Source organism: Stenotrophomonas sp. YJH_SMC_29, assembly GCF_059371235.1.
The window spans coordinates 72,877-93,132 of record NZ_JCAFUK010000001.1; the positions used below are offsets into that span (position 1 = coordinate 72,877).

Consider the following 20,256-nt stretch of genomic DNA (forward strand, 5'->3'; position numbering starts at 1 on the left):
CGAAGAGCCTGCGTTCCGCGAGATGGCCGACTGACAGTCGACTCTACCAAGCCGCTTCGAGCCATGCACCTTCGCTACAGTGGCAGCCGTCGAGCGATGTAGTTGACCACATTGCCGATCGCATCCGGATCGACATTGGCCAGGCCGACGACCACATAGCCCTGCGCGGGCAGCACCACGATGGCGCTGTTCGATCCAGGCGCACCGCCTTCGTGGCCGTACTGATGTTCCCTGCCCTCGCCCTGCACCACGAAACCAAAGCCATACCAGCCCTTGTGGTTCTGCGCCGTCGTAGCCTGCTGCAGCAATGCAGGTAAGACCAGCTTCCCGCTCTGCAGTGCCTCGGCGAACTTCATCATATCGGCCACCGTGCTGTACCCACCACCGGCCGACATGCCGCGCCAGGGCAGCGACTTCATTTCACGGACCCATTGCCCATCGTGCTTCGTGTAGGCGATGGCACGCTTTGGAACGCACGCTGTTTCCGGTTCGAAGCCGGTGCCGGTCATGCCCGCCGGGCGCAGGATGTGCTCCTCCACATAAGCGTAGTACGACTGCCCCGAAACCACCTCAATGATGCGTCCCAGTACGATGTAGCCATAGTTGGAATAGCTGTCCTGGCTGCCCGGCGTGAACTGCGGTGCATCCTTGGCGAAGCGCTGCACGTAGTCATCCAGCGTCTTCAGCGACGCGGAAGACTGTTCGAAGTCATCGCCGAAGAAATCGCCCAGGCCACTGGTGTGCGACAGCAGTTGACGCACGGTCACGGTGTTGGCGACGGCCTTGTTCGGATAGTCCGACAGGTACTTGCCGATCGTTTCATCGAGACTGAGCCTGCCGGTCTGCATCAGCTGCAGGATGGCTACGGCGGTAAACATCTTGTTGGAGGACGCAAGGCGGAATTGCGTATCCACGCCCACTGGAATTCCAGCGGCACGATCGGCATCACCACCGCGCCAGTCCAGAAGGACCCTGCCGTTCTGTGCGACCCGCAATGCCCCCGACAGCGCGTCCTGCTCCCGCAGCGCCTCCAGCCTCGTCGCGGCATCGGCCATGAGGGCAGGCACTGCAACCCGTGCCGGCTTGTACTTGTCCGGCGTTTCAGTTCCCTCGATCTGGAACTGCTTCAGGTGCGGCGGATTGGCCGGGTCCATGACGGCCGTCACCCACCCGCACGTTCGCTCAGCTCGCCCATCACCAGCAGCTTCGCTTGGCCGGGGGCGCTCTCGATTGCTTCCAGCACGCGCAGCGGGCCTGTGCTCCCGCGGAATTCGAGATAGTCCCCAGGACCGCTGCCATCCTTCTTCGCATACCTGTCGGCGAAGGCTTGCAATGCCTCGAGGCTGCCTGCGTTGAAGGCCGCAAGCCAGTCATCGATGGCCTCCTGCGCACGTGGTTGTTGGCGCTCGGAAGACGCTGCGCCAACTGCCGGAAACGCCGATGTGGCAACCAGGACCAAACAGGCCAGCGCATTGCAGAGAAACAGGCGTCCAACAACCCTCATGGCAGTTCCTTTGCGGGTATCCTGGGCGCATCCTAGACGATGGATCGGCCCGCCGCATCCACGCCAGGGACTCTGCCGCAACACCTCGACGGTGACGCATGGGAACACGGGAATACTGATCGATGCCACGCTATCGCCTTGCCATCGTCTGCTCAGTGAATCGCGCCACGCAGAAGTCCAGGAAGCTGCGCAGCTTGGGCGTCAGCTGGCGGTCGCGCGGGTACACCAGGTTGATCCACGTTGATACCGGCACATGGTCTGGCAGCACTTCCACCAGTTCACCACGCACCAGCGCAGCGGCAAGCATTTCGTAGGGCTGCAGGATCAACCCCAGACCACCCACGGCCGCTGTCAGCAGCGGCTCGGCTTGGTTGACCATGAATCGGCTGGACACCGGGACGGTCAGCACGCTGCCATCGGCATCACGGAAACTCCAGCGCGTGCGGATGATCGAATGCGCGAAGCCCAGGCACTCGTGCCGGCTCAGGTCATTGGGATGGGTGATGGCCGGGCGCGAAGCCAGATAGTCCGGCGAGGCACACAGGACCAGCGGATAGGGTCCCAGCCGCCGTGCCACCAGCCCGCTGTCGGCCAGATCACCGGTACGGAACACCAGGTCGTAGCCGTCCTCGACGATGTCCACCAGGCTGTTGGACAGGTTCAGATCAACCTGCACGTCCGGGTACTGCTGCATGTAGGCCACCACCGCCGGGCCCAGTGCGTGCACGCCGAAGGTGACCGGCGCGCTGATGCGCAAGCGCCCCATCGGCCGTCCACGCGCCACTTCTGCCAATTGCTCGGCGCCCTCCACTTCCTCCAGAATCACCCGTGCCCGCGCCAGATAGGCCTGGCCGAAGTCGGTCAGGCTCTGCTTGCGCGTGGTGCGGTTGAGCAGGCGCACGCCCAGGTGTTGTTCCAGCGATTGCACGTGTTTGCCGACCAGCTGCGGCGACAGGTCCAGCGCCTCGGCGGCAGCAGCGAAGGAACCGACCTCGGCCACTTTGACGAAGGTCCGCAGGGGAGCGATCAGGTCCATTGCAAACAATTGGTTTTCAATGAAACACCAGATTACCCCTTATTCTGGAGGCAGGCCACGCGCACAGTAGCGTCCACCTTTCTGCCGGCCCCAGCGCCGGCCTTGCCGAGGAGCCCCCATGAGCCAGGTTGTCCGCATCCATGAATATGGCAGCGCCGATGTGCTGCGCATTGACGACATCGATGTTCCCGCCCCCGCCGCCGACGAGGTCCAGATCCGGGTCAAGGCCATCGGCCTGAACCGTGCCGAGGTGATGTTCCGCAACGGCGCCTATCTGCAGGAGGCGCAGTTCCCCAGCCGGCTGGGCTATGAAGCGGCCGGTGTGGTCGAGGCGGCCGGCAGTGCGGTGAGCGGGTTCGCTGCTGGCGATGCGGTGAGCGTGGTGCCGCCGCTGGATATCGCCCGCTAGGGCACCTATGGCGAGCTGGCCAACGTGCCGGCACGACTGGTAGTCAGGCACCCGCAGGCGCTGGGCTTCGAAACGGCCGCCGCAGTGTGGATGCAGTACGTCACCGCCTGGGGCGCACTGCTGGAACAGGCGCAGCTGACCGCCGGGGATTTCGTCATCATCACCGCTGCCAGCAGCAGCGTCGGCCTGGCCGCGATCCAGATCGCCAATGCGGTAGGTGCCACGCCGATTGCGGTCACCCGTGGCCCGGGCAAGCGCCAGGCGTTGCTCGATGCCGGTGCCGCCCATGTCATCGCCACCCAGGAGCAGGATCTGGCAGCCGAGGTGGCGCGCATCACCGGCGATGCCGGCGCCCGCGTGGTGTTCGACCCAATCGGTGGCCCGCAGTTCGTGCCGCTGACCGAGGCGATGGCCCGTGGCGGCATCCTGCTGGAATACGGCGCGCTGAGCAGCGAACCCACCCCGTTCCCGTTGTTCAACGTGCTGGGCAAGTCGCTGACGCTGAAGGGCTACCTGTACTCGGAAATCGTCTCCGACGATGCCGCGCTGGCACGCGCCAAGGCGTTCATCGTCGATGGCCTGGACAAGGGCATGCTGGCGCCGAAGATCGCGAAGGTGTTCCCCTTCGCACAGATCCAGGACGCCCACCGCTACCTGGAATCGAACGAACAGATCGGCAAAGTGGTGGTGACGCTGTAGACACCCTTCCGGCAGCGACGGACCCACAGCGGGCACGTCGCTGCCGCAGGCTCAGGCCATTGAAGGCCCGCGGTTCTCATGCTGGCGGCTTTCGAGGGCGAGCTGGTGCTCGCGCTGCCGATTGTCACCGGCCAGATCATTCACCGATTCCTCCATCGAGCGCGCGGGTTGTGCCGTATCCACACTGGCGCGCTCACCGGGAATCAACCCGGCAACCCACAGGCGATCTCCGGCCATCATCACCCGGTCGACGCGCGCGGCATCATCGATGCCGTTGCGCTTGGACTCCAGCACTGCCTGCATGACGTGCTCGTCGCCGATGGTGCCAGGTACCCCCTGGCGGATGCGCTCGAACAGCGCTGCGTCCCTGGGCGACAGCGATTCCACGCCATTGGGCTGCGGTGCGGGCTCCGGCGCGGCCGGACCAGCGACCGGTGGATTCGCCGCTGCCTGCTGCCGCGCCCGCACCTGCTCCGGCTGGAACTCCGCCCGCGTATAGGGCGGACGCTGCGGCGGCCAGTTCTCCGCGCGGTCGAACTCGGTGGTCGGCGCATGCTCGCGAGCGACGGTGGCATCGTTCAACTGCCGGCGCGCGTCCGCGTCGATGACGCCGCCGGGGCGCAGCGGCAGGCCATAGTCCTGCTGGAAGTTGCGCATGGCCGCCTGCATGCCGGCATCAAACGTGCGCGCATCGCGCTCGGCACGCGGGTTCGGTTCGGTCAGGTACCCCAACGCTTCCAGCTGGCGGCGCATCTCGAACACCGGCTCGCCCTTCTCACCAGGGCCCAGGTTGCCGTCGGCCAGCGGCCCGGTCAGGTCGGTCACCGTCCGGCGCTTGAAGTCCGGATCGACCGCCAGCGTGTCGCTGCGCATGCGTTCCAGCAACGCATCATCGATGCGGCCATTGGCCGGATCGATGCCGCGCTCGGTCTGGAAGCGGCGCACGGCCTGCTCGGTGGAGGCGCCGAAATCACCGTCGGGCTTGATCGCGGCATTGGCGTTGTTGCGGATGTCCAGCCGCTGCAGGTACTGCTGTGCCTCCAGCACCTGCTGGTTGGCGTCGCCCCGGTGCAGGTCCATCGCCCCGGCGGGCGCCTGGAGGGTCGGCACCGGCATCTGGAAGCCTGGTTGCTGCACACGCTGGACCAGGCCGGCGACCTGCGATTCCCATTCAGTGGCCCGTGCGGCGATGGCGTCTGGATAGGGACTGCCGTTGTTCAGCTCACCGCCATTGACCGAGGCCCGCGCCTGCCGGTAGTCGGCATGGTTGGCGTTGACGTGGTCGGACAGCCGCGCACCGAACATGCCATCGCGCATCCCCACCACCAGCACCTTGGTGGCGATCTCCGCCTGCGCGGCCCGTTCTGGATGCTCGACCAGCTCGCGGCCCATTCCCAGCGCCTCGCCCAGCCGCTCGTAGTTGTTGACGTGGGTGAGGTGGGCAAAGCCCCGGCCGAAATACTCTTCGCCGCCGAAGTAGCGCAGATCCACCGCCTGCTTCCTGCCCCAGTCTTCCTCGGGCGCGGCGAAATCACGCGATTCGTGCTGCGCCGTGGCCAGCACGTAGGCAATCTGCCGATGGTCGGTAATGCCGTTGTCGATGCAGGTACGCACGATCATCTCGACCGACTGGTCCCGGGTCAGGCCGAAGCCTGACCCACCTTTTCCATAGCCTTCGCTCATCCTTCAGCTCTCCAGTTCCGGAACGCATCCGTTCGTCGGGGGAAGACCTACTTCAGCAGGTCCGATTCGGTCGGGGCTTCGCCCTTGCAGGTGTCATAGCGGCGCTGCAGCAGCGTGCGCGGCTCCGTTCCGCGCAGCTGGATGACCTTGTCCTCGCGCTCGCACGGGCTGACCTTCGCGCGCAGCACGAACCGCCCATTGTCGATATGGTCGATGTCGCGTCCACCGATGGCCGCTTCCAACGCCTTGGCACGCACATAGCGGTTGCGCTTGGCATCGAACAGATAGAACGCATGCACCGGAACGTTGTAGACACCGTTGTTGTCCTGCCACACCTGCAGGTCCGGCACGCCATCGCCATTGAAATCCGAAACGGCCAGCAGCCCGGCGGTCGCACCCTGGGCACCGGTGCCGGCGCGGGTCAGGCGCGGCTGCACGTCCGTGACCGCCACGTTGCGCCCACCACGGGTCACGCCCATGCTCCGCACCTGGCAGGTCGTCACGTTGTCGGTGCCGCTGCAATCGGTCACCTGGAAGACCACCTGCAGTGCAGGCGTGATCCTGCCCTCGCCGGGCCGCAGGACGATCCTGCCCTGTGTGTCGGGCGCGACATCGGCGGTATGCACAGCGACCTGCGCCGGCGCCGGGGCCGCCTTGGCTTCCGCCACCAGCACCGCCGCACCGCCGCCCTGCAGCTGGCGGGCACGCAGCAGGGTCATGTGCGTGCGGCATTGCTGCGAATCCAGCTGGGCAACGGCCGTGCCGCCTTCCGGGCACCGGCTGTCGCGCTGGCGCAGCCATTGCCGCTGCAGATCGCGCAGCACCTGCTGATCACTGGCGGTCAGTGTGGCGCGCGCCGCGCTGTAGGCGGCATTGAGTGCATCGTCGTGCACCTTGAATTCAGCGTCGGCACAACGACGACGGGCGTCCAGCGCGGTGCCTGCGGCCGCCATGCAGGGCGCATGGGCGGGGCTCAGATAGCGCGCATCGCCCGCGATCAGTTCGGCACCACTGGGCACCTTGCGTGCGGCGGGCTGCGGCGACGCCTGCGCGCTTGCCCACAGGCACGGGCCAAGCAGAAGCAGTCCTGCCAGCAACCGGGTGGCACGCCCCGGCAGACGTTCGGAGTTCAGCATGCGTTTCCTTCCCTGGGGGCGTTGGCCGGCCCCGTCCTGTTCCGATGATGGATGCTGCCCGGTCGCCAGCGCAACTTCAGCGACAGCGGTCACAGCCCGCATGCGTGTTCAGGCCGGCGATCGCTAGTTCGGCAGGGCGAAGGCCATCACGTAATCGCCGTTCGGGGTTTCCATGAAGTGATGGCCGCCGGCCATCATCACCACGTACTGGCGCCCACCCTGCTCGTACACCATCGGCGTGGCCTGCCCGCCGGCAGGCAGCGTGGCATGCCACAGCTCCTTGCCCGTCTTCAGGTCGATGGCGCGCAGCAGGTCATCGGTAGCGGCGGCGATGAAGATCAGTCCGCTGGCGGTGACCACCGAGCCGCCATTGTTCGGCGTGCCGATCTCGATCGGCAGGCCGGAACGGATGCCGAACGGTCCATTGCCGCGTGCACTGCCGAACGGACGGTCCCACAGCAGCTTGCCGGTACGCAGATCGATGGCACGGATGCCGCCATAGGGCGGCTGCTTGCACGGCAGGCCGGTGAACGGCAGCCGCCAGCCAGCGTTGACCTGGATGCCGTACGGCGTGCCCAGCTGCGGATCGCCGGCACCCTCGCCACCGCCCCTGTCGGCACGGACCTTCTCGCGCGGCAACCAGCTCAACCGGTCGGCTTCAGCACGTGGCACCAGCCGGTTGTAGTTGGGCATGTCGTTGTAGTTGGCCACGATCACACCGCGACGCGTGTCGATGGACACGCTGCCCCAATCCGAACCGCCGTTGTAGCCGGGGTATTCGATGGAATGGCGATCACTGCTCGGCGGCGTGTAGATGCCTTCGTAGTACGCCTTGCGGAACTGGATGCGGCAGACCAGCTGGTCGATCGGAGTGATGCCCCACATGTCACGCTCGGTCAGGTTTTGCTCCCGACGCAGCGTGTGGTACAGCGAGAACAGTTGCGTGGGAGAACGCTGTTCGGGTTCGACGCCGCCCACCGGTACCTTGCGCTCTTCGGCGGCGGTCAGCAGCTGGCCGTTGCGGCGGTCGAGGATGTACAGGTCCCCCTGCTTGGTCGGCAGCAGGATCGCCGGCACCTTCCCGGCCGCTGTCGGATAGTCGATCAGGCTGGCCTGCGAGCCCAGGTCGTAGTCCCACACGTCCTTGGGCACGGCCTGGAAATGCCAGACCGGCTTGCCGGTGGCCACATCGAGCGCCACCAGCGAGGTCGAATAGCGATTCTGGCTTTCGGTACGCGAGCCGCTCCAGTAGTCGCCTGCGGAATTTCCCAGCGGCAGATAGACCAGCCCCAGTGCTTCATCACCGGTGGCAGAGGTCCACATGTCCGGCGTGCCGCGCGTGTAGGTCTGCTCGCGCGGCGGCAGCCCGCTGCGCTCTGGCCGGTCCATGTCCCATGTCCAGCGCAGCTTGCCGGTGATCGCGTCGTAGGCCTGGATCACGCCCGAAGGTGCATCCCGGCGCTGTCCATCCAGCACCTGGTGGCCGGTGACGATCACGCCGCGCACGATGGCCGGCGGCGAGGTGATCGACACATAGCCCGGTGGCACCTCGCCCATGCCCAGGGTGATGTCGACCTGGCCGTTGTTGCCGAAATTTGCACAGGGGTGGCCACTGTCGGCATCCACCGCGATGATGCGGCCATCCAGCGTGCCTTCGATGATGCGGGCCGAACAGGCCGGACGACTGCCCGGTGCGGCGCTGCGGCTGACGCTGGGCGGCGGCTCGGGCAGGGCCAGATCGGCAGCGACGTCGGCCAGCACCGCATCGGCGAAGGTCGGTGTGGCGGGTTGCTCGTAATAGCTCACGCCGCGACAGGCGGCGGTGTAAGGAATCGAAGCATCCCGCACCTTCGGGTCGAACCGCCACAGTTCCTTCCCCGTGGCGGCATCGAGCGCGATCAGGCGATTGCGCGCGGTGCACAGATAGAGGCGGTCACCGATCTTCAGCGGCGTGGTTTCCGCGCCCCAGCGCTTCTTCGGCAGGTCACCGGTGCGGAACTGCCAGGCCGGCTGCAGCGTAGCCACGTTGGCCGGAGTGATCTGCTGCAGCGGCGAATAGCGAGTGGCCGCATTGCTGCGGCCCCACGCCGGCCAATCGCCCGCGGCAGGCTGGTCGGCCGGCTGCAGGCCGGTGGTATCGCGCGTGGGTTCCAGTCCGGCGCTGGCCGCGCCTTCGGGGAACGGCTGCTGCCCGTCCACTTCGCCGTGCGGCGCGAAGGCCAGGCCAAAGGCGCACACGAACACCAGCATCAGCACGCCGGCCACGCTGCGCGACAGGCGCCTGGAGACCGGTTCGCGCAGGGTCGGCGCCAGCAGTGCCAGCACGATGCCGAGCACCGTCACCAGGCCCAGCCGCGGCACCCAGCGCCAGTAGTCACTGCCCGCTTCCCACCAGGTCCACAGCAGTGTTCCGATGAACACCAGCGCATACAGCAGCGCTCCGCTGCGACGGTTGCCAAACAGCAGGAGGCCACTGGCCAGGAGGCCGAGTCCGGCGATGGCGTAGTACGCCGAGCCGCCAAGGCTGAGCAGCCACGCGCCGAGCCCGCCGATGACCAGGCCGAGCAGGACCAGCAGCAGCGACAGCACGGTGACCAGGGGATGCCGGGAGGCACGGACGGGAGCGGGAGCGGACTGCGGCGTGGCGGACATCGTCGATCTCCGGGGGCAGCATGCGCCGTTATCCCACCGCCAACGTGAAGCGCGCGCGCACGGGCGGCATCCGGATACGACGACGCCGGCACAGGGCCGGCGTCGTCGGGTACCTCAGGCTCGCGGCAGGATCAGTCCTGCGCGGCGTCCTCGCTGCTGGCAGCGGCCGGGGCGCCGTCGGTCGTGGCCGGGGCCGCCACGGCCACCTCGTCCTCGTCCTCGTCGATCGAGGCGTCCATGCGCTCCACCGCCTGCAGCTTCTCGTCCTTGGACAGGCGGATCAGGGTGACGCCCTGGGTGTTGCGGCCGACGCGGCTGATTTCCGAACCACGCGTACGCACCAGGGTCCCGCCATCGGAGATCAGCAGGACTTCGTCGCTGGAGCCCATCAGCACTGCGGCGACCAGCTTGCCGTTGCGCTCAGTGGTCTGGATGCCGATCACACCCTGCGTGCCACGCCCCTTGCGCGGGTAATCCGGCAACGGGGTGCGCTTGCCATAGCCGTTCTCGGTGGCGGTGAGGATGTACTGCACGCTGCTGTCATCGGCGCCGTCGATCACCGCATCAGCGCTGGCCGCGGCGTCCTCGACACCATTGTCGTCCTCGTTCTCGTCCTCGATGCCACCGGCACTCTCGGCCACGATCAGGCTGACCACTTCCTCGCCCGGCGGCATCTTGATGCCGCGCACGCCGGTGGCGGTACGGCCCATCGAGCGGACCTTGTCCTCACCGAAGCGCACGGTCTTGCCGTTGGAGGCGAACAGCAGGATGTCGCGCTCGCCGTCGGTCAGGCCGACGCCGACCAGGGCATCACCCTCGTCGAGGTTGATCGCGATCTTGCCGCGGGCCAGGCGGAAGGCGAACTCGCCCAGCGGGGTCTTCTTGACCGTGCCGTTCCGGGTGGCGAAGAACACGAACTGGCCATCGGCGTATTCGCGCACCGGCAGCACGGCCTGCACGCGTTCGCCCGGCTCCAGCGGGATCCAGTTGATGATCGGACGGCCGCGGGCGTTGGAACCGGCTTCGGGCAGCTGGTAGACCGGCAGCCAGAACACCTTGCCCGAACTGGTGAAGGTCAGCAGCGTGTCATGCGTGTTGACCAGCCACAGCTGTTCGATGAAGTCCTCTTCCTTGGTCGCCGCCGCGCTGCGGCCACGCCCGCCGCGGCGCTGTGCGCGGTAGGCACTGACCGGCTGGCGCTTGACGTAGCCGGCGTGCGACAGCGTGACCACCACGTCTTCCGGCGCGATCAGGTCGAGGATGTCCAGGTCCTCTTCGCTGTGGCGGATCTCGGTGCGGCGCTCGTCGCCGAACTCGGCCTTGACGTTGACCAGTTCCTCGCGGATCACCTGCAGCAGGCGGTCGGGATCTTCCAGGATGTGGATCAGCCCGGCGATCACTTCCAGCAGCTGCTTGTACTCGTCGGTCAGGCGGTCCTGCTCCAGCCCGGTCAGGCGGTGCAGGCGCATTTCCAGGATCTGGGTGGCCTGGATCTCGGTCAGCTGGTAGCCGCCCTCGATCAGGCCCACGCCCTTGGGCAGGTCTTCCGGACGCGAGGCTTCGGCACCGGCGGCACCCAGCATCGCACCGACCAGGCCGGGCTCCCACACGCGTGCCAGCATGCGCTCGCGCGCTTCGTTCGGGTTCGGCGAGGTCTTGATCAGTTCGATCATCTCGTCGATGTTGGCCAGCGCGACGGTCAGGCCTTCCAGCACGTGGGCACGGGCGCGCGCCTTGCGCAGCTCGAACACGGTGCGGCGGGTGACCACTTCGCGGCGGTGGCGAACGAACGCCTCCAGCATCTGCTTGAGGTTCATCAACTGCGGGCGGCCATCGACCAGCGCCACCATGTTGATGCCGAACACCGATTCCATCTGCGTCTGCTGGTACAGGTTGTTCAGCACAACCTCGGCAGATTCACCGCGCTTGATCTCGATGTAGATGCGCATGCCGTCCTTGTCGGACTCATCGCGCAGCTCGCTGATGCCTTCGATCTTCTTTTCCTTGACCAGCTCGGCGATCTTCTCGATCAGACGCGCCTTGTTCACCTGGTAAGGAATTTCAGTGACGATGATCGACTCGCGGCCGTTGTCGGCCACTTCGATATCGGCCTTGGCACGGATGCGCACGCGGCCACGGCCGGTGCGGTAGCCGGCGACGATGCCGGCGGTGCCGTTGATGATGCCGGCAGTCGGGAAATCCGGGCCCGGGATGTACTCCATCAGGCCATCGACATCGATGTCCGGGTTGTCGATCAACGCGATGCAGGCATTGATCGACTCGCTCAGGTTGTGCGGCGGGATGTTGGTCGCCATGCCCACCGCGATACCGGCCGAACCATTGACCAGCAGGTTCGGGAACCGGGTCGGCATGACCGTCGGCTCCAGTTCCTTTTCATCGTAGTTGGGCTGGAAATCGACGGTTTCCTTGTCGATGTCGGCCATCAGCTCATGCGCCAGGCGCGACATGCGCGCCTCGGTGTATCGCATCGCCGCAGCGGAGTCGCCGTCGATCGAACCAAAGTTACCCTGGCCGTCGACCAGCATGTAGCGCAGCGAGAACGGCTGTGCCAGGCGCACCAGCGTGTCGTACACCGACTGATCGCCATGCGGGTGGTACTTACCGATGACGTCACCGACGATACGCGCCGACTTGAAGTAGGGCTTGTTGCTGTGCGCGTTGAGTTCGTTCATCGCGTACAGCACGCGACGATGCACCGGCTTGAGGCCGTCGCGCGCATCCGGCAGCGCGCGCCCCACGATCACGCTCATCGCGTAATCGAGGTAGCTCTTGCGCATCTCGTCTTCCAGGTTGACCTGGATGATTTCCTTGGCGGTTTCTGCCATTCGGGTTCCGTTGTCTGGTAGCGGTCCAGTCCGGCGCAGCCCTCTGCGGGAGGGGGTCGCGCCGGAACCTCGATTCAACCTGTGGATACTACCACAACGGGCTGTTTTCCGCCTGCCTTTACGGGGATTTTACCGGCACAAATCAGGAACTTAGGGGGTTGCCGGCCAGCGGCCGGCACTACCGGGGCGGCGGTCGCGCCGCCCTCCCCTGCGCCTCAGCTGCCGAAGGCGGTGCGCATGTTCTCGGCGGTCGGGTTCAGGATCACCCCGCGCTCGGTCACGATGGCGTCGATCAGCTCGCCCGGGGTGACGTCGAACACCGGGTTCCAGGCGGCAATGCCCTCGGCGACGGTGCGGGTGCCGCCCACGCCGTACAGCTCGCCCGGATCACGCTGCTCGATCTCGATCTGGCTGCCGTCCACGGTCTCCATGTCCACGGTCGAGGACGGAGCGACCACCATGAACTTGACCCCGTGGTGGCGGGCGGCGATCGCCAGCTGGTAGGTGCCGATCTTGTTGGCGGTGTCACCATTGGCGCAGATGCGGTCCGCGCCCACGATCACCCACTGCACGGCGCCGGTCTTCATCAGGTGCGAGGCGGCCGAATCGGCGATCAGGGTGGCGTCGATTCCATCCTGCTGCAGCTCCCACACCGTCAGGCGCGCGCCCTGCAGCCACGGCCGGGTCTCGCCGGCGAAGACGCGGGCGATGCGGTGCTGGGCCATGCCGGCACGGATCACGCCCAGCGCGGTGCCGAAGCCTGCGGTGGCCAGCGAGCCGGTGTTGCAATGGGTCAGCACGCCGCTGCCGGCCTCGATCAGGCCGGCGCCCAGCGCGCCCATGTGGCGGTTGGCGGCCAGGTCTTCCTCGGCGATGGCCTGCGCTTCGGCCTCCAGCAGTGCCTTCCAGTCGGCGCCGGCGGCGTGCAGGCAACGGCGCATGCGCGCCAGCGCCCACGCCAGGTTGACTGCGGTCGGGCGCGAGGCATTGAGCCGCTGCAACGCCGGTTCCAGCTGCTGCAGGGCGTGCGCACCGTCGGCGGCCTGCACCCCGCGGGCGGCCAGCACCACGCCCCAGGCGGCGGCGATGCCGATGGCCGGCGCGCCGCGCACGGTCAACGCATGGATGGCGCTGGCGACCTCGTCGCTGTCATGGCAGACCACATGCTCGACCACGAACGGCAGCCTGCGCTGGTCCAGCAGTTGCAGGGCATCGCCGGTCCACAGGATCGGGCGGATGTGGTCATAACGGGCGTAGTCGATGTCGGAGGCAGTGTTCATGGGCCCATTGTAGGGCCACGCCCGGCAGCGTTGGAGCCCGCCCGGGCTCAATTCACCGAGAATTCGGCGCGGCAGCCGCCGTCCACCCAGATGCCGTTGCGGCTCCAGCCCCAGGTACTGCCTTCCTCGCACGGCGTGCTCGACAGCTGCTCGGACACGACCGCGCCAACGGAGATGCTGGCGCCGCAGAAACGCCGCTTCTTCGATTTCGATTCGCAGGTCAGGCGACGCGGCATGTCGACGAAGCGGCCATCATCGTCGGCCACTTCGAAATCGCCCTGGCAACCGCGGCTGGTCCAGATCTCATTGCGCTTGTAGCCCCAGCCCTGCCCCTCGCGGCATGGCAGCACCGACAGCTGGCGCAGCAGGCGCACGGGGGCGCCATCCAGGCGCACCGGGCAGCTCTGCGGACGGCCATTGGATTCGCAGCGCACCACGCGGCGCACCAGCCGCTTGCCGGCGCTGTCCGCAGGCGGGGCCGCGCCCGCTGCGCGCCGGGCGCGGAACTCGGCCCGGCAGCCCAGGGTGACCCAGACGCCACTGCGGTCAGTGCCCCACTCGCTGCCACGGATGCAGCTGTTGCTGGACAGCTGGCGCACCAGGTCGACGCCGTTGGCGACCTCGATATCGCAGTGCACCCAGCCCATGTCTCGCGATTCGCAGGTCACCACTTCGCCGTCGTAGCCCACCTGCTGGGCCGACGCCGGCGACGGCAGCCAGGCACCCCAGAGCGCAATGGAGTACACCGGTGCCGCAACAACCGCGAACCACTTGACCAAAGCCTTCCCCACCAGGAATGGATGAACTGCATGCCAGTGTCCGGCATTGGCCGTGATAAGAGCATCATCCTGCTTACCGACGCAAGCGCGCAGGAGCGTCGATCCGTTCAGCCTACGGTGTTCAGAAAGGCGCGACGGTCACGCGTGGGCGAAGTCGAATGCCAGCACGTCGGCAATGCGCGGCGTGCGGTTCATCGCCATCAGCAGGCGATCGACACCCACCGCCACGCCGGCACAGGCGGGCATCGACGGCAACGCCGCCAGCAGCGCCTCATCCAGCGCCGGCTGCACCTGCCCGCGCGCATGGCGTCGCTGCTGGTCGCGCAGGAAACGGCTGCGCTGCTCGTCGGCATCGTTCAGTTCGTGATAGCCGTTGGCCAGCTCCACGGCGCCCAGGTACAGCTCGAAGCGTTCAGCCAGCGGCGGCGTACCCTCGCGGATGCGTGCCAGTGCCGCCTGGCTGGCCGGCCAGTCATGCACCACGGTCATCACCGCGTCATCGAACTGCGGCTGGATGCGATGGGTCATCAGCAGGTCCAGCCAGTCATCGCGGGTCAACCCGACCGGGTCGATATGCACGTCGCCGAGCGCGGCGCGCAACGCAGCCTCGTCGGCCTCGAACGGGTCCACGCCGACATGCTGCTGGAACAGCTCGCGATAGCTCAGCACGCGCAGGGTTGCACGGTGCCCGACCAGGGCCAGCGCCTGGCCGACCAGCTCGGCGGTCTCCTGCACCAAGCGGTGGTGGTCCCAGCCGACCCGGTACCACTCCAGCATGGTGAATTCCGGATTATGGCACCCCCCCGCTTCGCCGTTGCGGAACACGCGGCCCAGTTCATAGCAGTCGCCAACGCCAGCGGCGAGCAGGCGCTTGAGCGGATACTCCGGGGACGTGCGCAACCAGCGACGGCGGCCACCGGCGTCGACGTGGCCGCTGAAGTCGGTATGGAAACTGTCGATGTTAGGCTCGGTGTTGCCCGCGACCGACAGGATCGGCGTTTCCACTTCCAGCACATCACGCTCGGCGAAGAAGCGGCGCACCAGCGCATTGAGCGCGGCACGCTGCCGCAGTGCACGCAGCAGGGCTTCGCTCACAGGATGCCCTCCGGGCGCGGATGGTCCAGTGGCAGGGTCAGCAGGTCACGGGTGTCGTCGATGTAGCCGCTGGCCAGGTACAGGCGGCGGGCCAGTTCGTTATGGTGGTTCACCTCCAGGCGCAGGCGGCTGACCCCACGCCCACGTGCCCGCTGCTCGCAGATCGCCAGCGCCTGCTTGCCACGTCCACGCCCACGTGCGCGATGGCTCAGGTACAGCTCGTCCAGCAGCATGAAATGCCCGCCCTGCTCCAGGCTGAAGCCCATCGCGATCACCGCATAGCCGACCACCTCGGCCGCCTCGTCCAGCCACAGCAGCACTTCACCGTTGCGCGGGTCGGCCAGCAACGCATCCACGCCGCGGCGCACGCGCGCGTCGTCGAAGTCGATCCGGTCTTCGGCGTAGAACTCGCGCATCAACGCGATCAGCCGTTCCTCGTCGGCACGGGTGGCCAGGCGGAAATCGAGCGGGGCGGTCTGCATGGGTACTCCTTTGTATTTCATGCCGGGTGCACGGGCGCCCGGCGGAATCGTCATTCGTGTTCGGCAAGGTAGGCCAGCAGGCGATCCTCATCCCAGACCGGCACGCCCAGTGCTTGCGCCTTGTCCAGCTTGGAGCCGGCCTCGGTGCCTGCAACCACGAAGCTGGTCTTCTTCGACACGCTGCCGGAGACCTTGGCGCCCAGTGCCTCCAGGCGCTCCTTGGCCACATCGCGGGTGAGCTGGGCCAGCGTGCCGGTCAGCACCACGGTCTGCCCATCCAGCGGACCCGCCACGATCTCCGCCAGCGCCGGCGCCTTGGCCAGGATCTCCTGCATCGCCTTCTCGGCGGCCAGCAGCATCGCACCGTGGCCCTCGGCATCCAGCCAGGCGGCCAGGCCGCGCGCGGTGTCGTCCGGCAGGCCGGCGTTGACGAACTGGCCGTGCTCCGCATCGAGCACGGACTGCGCGCTGGGAAGCGCCGCTGCCAGCTTCTCCGCACGCAGGCGGGTGATGCCGGGGATCTCTGCCTCGACCAGCAGCTGCGCCAGATCCAGCCCCTCGCGCAGCCGGGCGCTGGGCGCATGAACGTCACTGATGCGGACCTGGCCGACCTGCAGCAGGTCGTCGATGGCCTGCTGGTTGCCTGGCTGCTCGAAGAAATGGCCGAGCGAACGGGCCACTTCGCCACCGATGTCCGGCACGCGCTTGAACAACGGCCACGGCAGGTGGCGGATCAGTTCCAGGTCACCGAACCACTGCGCCAGCGCCTTGGCCGTGCTCTCGCCGACGTGCTCGATGCCCAGTGCGAACAGCAGGCGCTCAAGCGTGGCGGCGCGGCTGGCGTCGATTGCAGCGATCAGGTTGTCGGCCCACTTGGTGGCGATCTTCCTGGTGTTCCATTCGAAGCTGGCCGGCTGCGCCAACGCCTGTGCGCGCCAGCCCGGATCGTTGCCGTCCAGCCTGAGCACCGCCGTGAGCACTGCACCACTGCCCTCGGCAGGCAGGTGCGGCTTCAGCGCGGCCGCGAGCGCGGATGGGTCTTCAGCATCCAGCACCAGCTTCAGGTGCAGCAGCTGGTCGCGATTGAGGCGGTACAGATCAGCCACGCTGGTGACGATGCCGGCGTCGACCAGGGTTTCGATGTACTTGTCACCGAGGCCATCGATGTCCATCGCGCGCCGCGACGCGAAATGGGCGATGGCTTCCTTGCGCTGCGCCGGGCAGGACAACTCACCGGAACAGCGCCACGCCGCGGCACCTTCCTCGCGCACGATCTCCGAGCCGCACACCGGGCAGCGCGTCGGCATCTGCCAGGGCGTGGTGCCCTGCGGGCGGCGGTCGAGGATGACGCTGACCACTTCCGGGATCACATCGCCGGCGCGGCGCACGATCACGCTGTCGCCGACGCGCACGTCCAGGCGCGCGATCTGGTCGGCGTTGTGCAGGGTGGCGTTGGATACGATCACGCCGGCGACCGCCACCGGCGCCAGCCGCGCGACCGGCGTGGCAGCGCCGGTGCGGCCGATCTGGATCTCGATCGCTTCGACGGTGGTGCTCTGCTCCTGCGCCGGGAACTTGTGCGCGATGGCCCAGCGTGGCGCACGCGAAACGAAGCCCATCGCCTGCTGGCCAGCGCGGTCATCGAGCTTGTAGACCACGCCGTCGATGTCGAACGGCAGGCCGTCACGCTGTTCGCCGATCATGCGGTAATAACCGAGCAGGCCGTCGGTGCCTTCCACGACCTGGCACAGCGCGCTGACCGGAAAACCCCAGGCGCCGAGCTGGGCCAGCGTGCCCGAATGGGTGTCCGGCAGTTCGCCGCCCTGTACTTCACCGGTGCCGTAGGCGAAGAAGCTCAGCCTGCGCTGCGCGCTGATCTTCGGGTCGAGCTGGCGCAGCGAACCGGCCGCCGCGTTGCGTGGATTGGCCAGCACCTTGCCGCCCTGCTGGCGCGCACGTTCGTTGTAGGCCTCGAAGTCGGCGCGGGCCATGTAGACCTCGCCACGCACCTCCAGCACGTCCGGCCAGTCCTTGCCGTGCAGGCGCTTGGGAATATCGCCGATCTCGCGCAGGTTGGCGGTCACGTCCTCGCCGGTCGTGCCATCGCCGCGGGTCGCCCCGAGCACGAAGTGCCCATCCTCGTAACGCAGGCTGATCGCCAGGCCATCCATCTTCGGCTCGGCCGAGAACCGCAGGCTGCGACGGCCCAGGCGCTCGTCGATGCGGCGCACGAAATCAGCCACCTCTTCGTCGCTGAAGGCATTGGAGAGCGACAGCATCGGCACCGCGTGGCGCACTTCGGGGAAGCGGCCGGAGGGGCGTGCACCGACCTGCTGGGTCGGGCTGTCGGCACGGGCCAGTTCCGGGTGTTCGCGCTCCAGCGCTTCCAGCTCGCGCACCATCCGGTCGTAGTCGATGTCGGGGATCTCCGGCGCGTCCAGCTCGTGGTAGGCGCGGTTGGCCTGGGCGATCTGCCGGCGGAGGACGTCGGCGCGTTCGGCGGGGCTGGGGCTCATCGGGATCCGGTGGTTCTGGGATGGCCGGGGATTCTACCGCGCCCGGCCGTCAGGCCCTGTAATGCCGCCGCTTCTGCAGCTTGCCGCCCCACCCCTGCCGGCGCTAGCGTGCGACGGTCGCCCCTCGGAATCCTGCCCGTGACCCTGCCTGCTTCCCGTCGACGCTTCCTGCAACTGGCCGGCGCCGGCCTCGCCGTCGCCGGTACCGGGCTGGCGCAGCCCGGCCATGCCCAACCCGCGACAGCCGCCCGCACCGCTGCTGCCGAAGGTGCGGTGCTGCTGAATTTCAACGAGTGCCCCTACGGGCCCTCCCCCGCGGCCCAACAGGCGGCACGCGACAGCATCGCCGGGTGCGGTCGCTACCGCTTCGCGCTGGCCGGCCAGGTACGCGATGCCTTCATCGAACAGGCGCGCATCCCCGCTGATCACGTGCGCCTCTATCCGGGCTCCAGCGAACCGCTGAACCGTGCCGCCGTGCTGTGGACCGGCCCGCAGTCGGGACTGGTGGTGGCCGACCCGACCTTCGAGACGCTGGGCGAGGTGGCCGCCGCACGAGGCGCGCACGTGCAGAAGGTGCCGCTGCGCGACGACGGTGCACATGACCTGCGCGCGATGGTCGCCGCCGCACATGCCCGGCCGACCGGGCTGCTGTATGTGTGCAATCCGAACAACCCGACCGGTTCGATCAGCGCACCGGATGAGCTCGCCTGGCTGATGGCCCACAAGCCCGCCTCCACCCGCGTGCTGGTCGACGAGGCCTACCTGCAGTACAGCGAGCAGCCCAGCCTGATCGCGCAGGTGGCACAGCGCGACGACCTGATCGTGCTGCGCACGTTCTCCAAGCTGTACGGCATGGCCGGCCTGCGCCTGGGCGTGGCAGCGGCCCATCCCGACCGCCTGCGCGAGCTGGCCGGGCTGGGCGACAATCCGCTGCCGGTGCCGGCCCTGGCCGCTGCACTGGCCAGCCTGCGCGACCCGCAGCTGATCCCGCAGCGACGCCTGCAGAATGCAAGGGTGCGGCAGGCCACCATCGCCTGGCTCGGCAAGCGTGGCTTCAGCTGCGTGCCCTCGGAGGCGAACTGCTTCGTGGTCGATGTGCAGCGCGATGGCAGCGCGTTCGCCAAGGCCATGGCCGACAACGGCGTGGTGATTGGACGCAGCTGGCCGATCTGGCCGCAGCGCGTGCGCGTGACGGTCGGCACCGAAGGCGAGATGGCCGCGTTCCGCCGGGCGTTCGCCAAGGTGGCCGGCGTACCGGCGTGACCCTGATGGTGGGGGCGAACCTTGGTTCGCCCTATCCACGCATGGCGTGGATCGACGTTTGTGAGTGCCGACCGTTGTGGTCGGCACACCGAAGAAATGCCCTTACCAGCGCGGGGTCTTGGTCAGCGGCGGTGCCTGGTGCTGGCGGTCGTAGGCGCGCAGCTCGTCACGGATGTGTGCGATGCGCTGGCGCCCCAGGGCATTGCGGCTGTCGTCCAGCACCACGCCATCGAGCAGCTCGGCCATGCGCTGCACGGTGGGCAGCATCTTCTCCCAGGCGTCCAGCGCGGTCAGCGGCGCTGGGAGCGTCAGGAAGAAGGCAATGGCCGGGGTTTCCATGGCGCGGATGTTGGCCATGTCGAAGCTGCCCGGCTTCATGATGCTGGCCATCGAGAAGATCGGGCCGCGTTCGGGGTGGCCTTCCACCAGGCGGTGGAACACGTTCATGTGGCCGAACACCAGGCCGGTCTTTTCCGCCGCCACCACGATGTCTTCACCGCGCAGCTGCTCGCCGGCCCGGGCGGCCACGAACAGCGAGACGATCTTGTCGAAGTCCTGGGTGGCGCGCTTGCCAAGGTCGCTGGCCGCGGCCGGGTCGGTGTCGGCCAGGCCAAGCTCGGCCTGCTCCCCCTCCCCGGCCATGCCCGGCTCGACGCGGCCATCGGCCACGACGACGCCATCGTCGCCCAGCACCGGCTCACGGCGCTCGCCGCTGGTCGGCTCCGCGCTTTCCACGCGGCGCCCCTGGGGCTTCTTCTTCGGACGGCCAAACAGGAAGATCGCGGCGATCAACAGCAGGCCGGCGGCCAGGATGCCGATGCGCAACAGTGCCGTGTCGGACATTCGATAGGTTCTCCGGCTAGTTCATTCAGGTAA

14 protein-coding genes and 1 pseudogene are annotated in these 20,256 nt (G+C 67.6%); 3 read left to right on the forward strand and 12 right to left on the reverse strand.

Going from position 1 to position 20,256, the window contains the following annotated elements; genetic code table 11:
* Positions 1-74: 74 nt before the first annotated feature.
* Positions 75-1,504 (reverse strand): annotated as a pseudogene (locus tag AC5P9I_RS00355) (serine hydrolase domain-containing protein).
* A gap of 130 nt (positions 1,505-1,634) precedes the next feature.
* Complete coding sequence (locus AC5P9I_RS00360) at positions 1,635-2,540, reverse strand: LysR family transcriptional regulator (RefSeq protein WP_053460798.1); 906 nt, start codon at positions 2,538-2,540, stop codon at positions 1,635-1,637.
* Positions 2,541-2,658: 118 nt separating this feature from the next.
* Between AC5P9I_RS00360 and AC5P9I_RS00365 the strand changes: the two genes are divergently transcribed.
* Positions 2,659-2,949, forward strand: coding sequence for an alcohol dehydrogenase catalytic domain-containing protein (locus tag AC5P9I_RS00365; RefSeq protein WP_231353105.1), 291 nt, complete (start codon positions 2,659-2,661; stop codon positions 2,947-2,949).
* Positions 2,950-2,973: 24 nt separating this feature from the next.
* A complete protein-coding gene (locus tag AC5P9I_RS00370; RefSeq protein ID WP_231353106.1) occupies positions 2,974-3,648 on the forward strand; it encodes a zinc-dependent alcohol dehydrogenase family protein in 675 nt (224 codons plus the stop codon).
* A 51-nt stretch (positions 3,649-3,699) separates the two neighbouring features.
* On the opposite strand, the gene AC5P9I_RS00375 is transcribed toward AC5P9I_RS00370, so the two are convergent.
* The 9 genes from AC5P9I_RS00375 to ligA form a co-directional block, all read right to left on the reverse strand.
* Positions 3,700-5,331 (reverse strand): peptidoglycan-binding protein, encoded by a 1,632-nt coding sequence (locus tag AC5P9I_RS00375; RefSeq protein ID WP_049465867.1) that lies wholly within the window; start codon positions 5,329-5,331, stop codon positions 3,700-3,702.
* A 47-nt stretch (positions 5,332-5,378) separates the two neighbouring features.
* The gene (locus AC5P9I_RS00380; protein WP_049465865.1) at positions 5,379-6,467 is read right to left on the reverse strand and encodes a lysozyme inhibitor LprI family protein; all 1,089 of its coding nucleotides are present in this window, start codon (positions 6,465-6,467) and stop codon (positions 5,379-5,381) included.
* A gap of 123 nt (positions 6,468-6,590) precedes the next feature.
* Entirely contained in the window at positions 6,591-9,119 is a 2,529-nt protein-coding gene (locus AC5P9I_RS00385; protein WP_495217325.1) for a membrane-bound PQQ-dependent dehydrogenase, glucose/quinate/shikimate family, read from the reverse strand.
* A 131-nt stretch (positions 9,120-9,250) separates the two neighbouring features.
* Positions 9,251-11,965: a DNA gyrase subunit A gene (gyrA, locus tag AC5P9I_RS00390; RefSeq protein ID WP_049465861.1), complete on the reverse strand. Its 2,715-nt coding sequence runs from the start codon at positions 11,963-11,965 to the stop codon at positions 9,251-9,253.
* 215 nt (positions 11,966-12,180) lie between these two features.
* Positions 12,181-13,245, reverse strand: a complete 1,065-nt coding sequence (gene mtnA, locus AC5P9I_RS00395; protein ID WP_049465858.1) for an S-methyl-5-thioribose-1-phosphate isomerase — start codon at positions 13,243-13,245, stop codon at positions 12,181-12,183.
* Positions 13,246-13,292: 47 nt separating this feature from the next.
* On the reverse strand, positions 13,293-14,024 hold the full coding sequence (locus AC5P9I_RS00400) for a DUF3011 domain-containing protein (RefSeq protein ID WP_049465856.1): 732 nt from the start codon (positions 14,022-14,024) through the stop codon (positions 13,293-13,295).
* Between the two features lie 138 nt (positions 14,025-14,162).
* The gene (gene epmA / locus AC5P9I_RS00405; RefSeq protein ID WP_049465854.1) at positions 14,163-15,119 is read right to left on the reverse strand and encodes an EF-P lysine aminoacylase EpmA; all 957 of its coding nucleotides are present in this window, start codon (positions 15,117-15,119) and stop codon (positions 14,163-14,165) included.
* Positions 15,116-15,601, reverse strand: coding sequence for a GNAT family N-acetyltransferase (locus AC5P9I_RS00410; RefSeq protein WP_040007425.1), 486 nt, complete (start codon positions 15,599-15,601; stop codon positions 15,116-15,118). Before AC5P9I_RS00410 ends, epmA begins: the two co-directional genes overlap by 4 nt.
* Positions 15,602-15,651: 50 nt before the next feature.
* Positions 15,652-18,123 (reverse strand): NAD-dependent DNA ligase LigA, encoded by a 2,472-nt coding sequence (ligA, locus tag AC5P9I_RS00415; protein WP_176422006.1) that lies wholly within the window; start codon positions 18,121-18,123, stop codon positions 15,652-15,654.
* Between the two features lie 132 nt (positions 18,124-18,255).
* Between ligA and AC5P9I_RS00420 the strand changes: the two genes are divergently transcribed.
* On the forward strand, positions 18,256-19,380 hold the full coding sequence (locus AC5P9I_RS00420; protein ID WP_049465848.1) for a pyridoxal phosphate-dependent aminotransferase: 1,125 nt from the start codon (positions 18,256-18,258) through the stop codon (positions 19,378-19,380).
* Positions 19,381-19,482: 102 nt separating this feature from the next.
* Here AC5P9I_RS00420 and zipA read toward each other — a convergent pair whose 3' ends face one another.
* On the reverse strand, positions 19,483-20,223 hold the full coding sequence (gene zipA / locus AC5P9I_RS00425) for a cell division protein ZipA (RefSeq protein WP_049465847.1): 741 nt from the start codon (positions 20,221-20,223) through the stop codon (positions 19,483-19,485).
* Positions 20,224-20,256 lie beyond the last annotated feature (33 nt).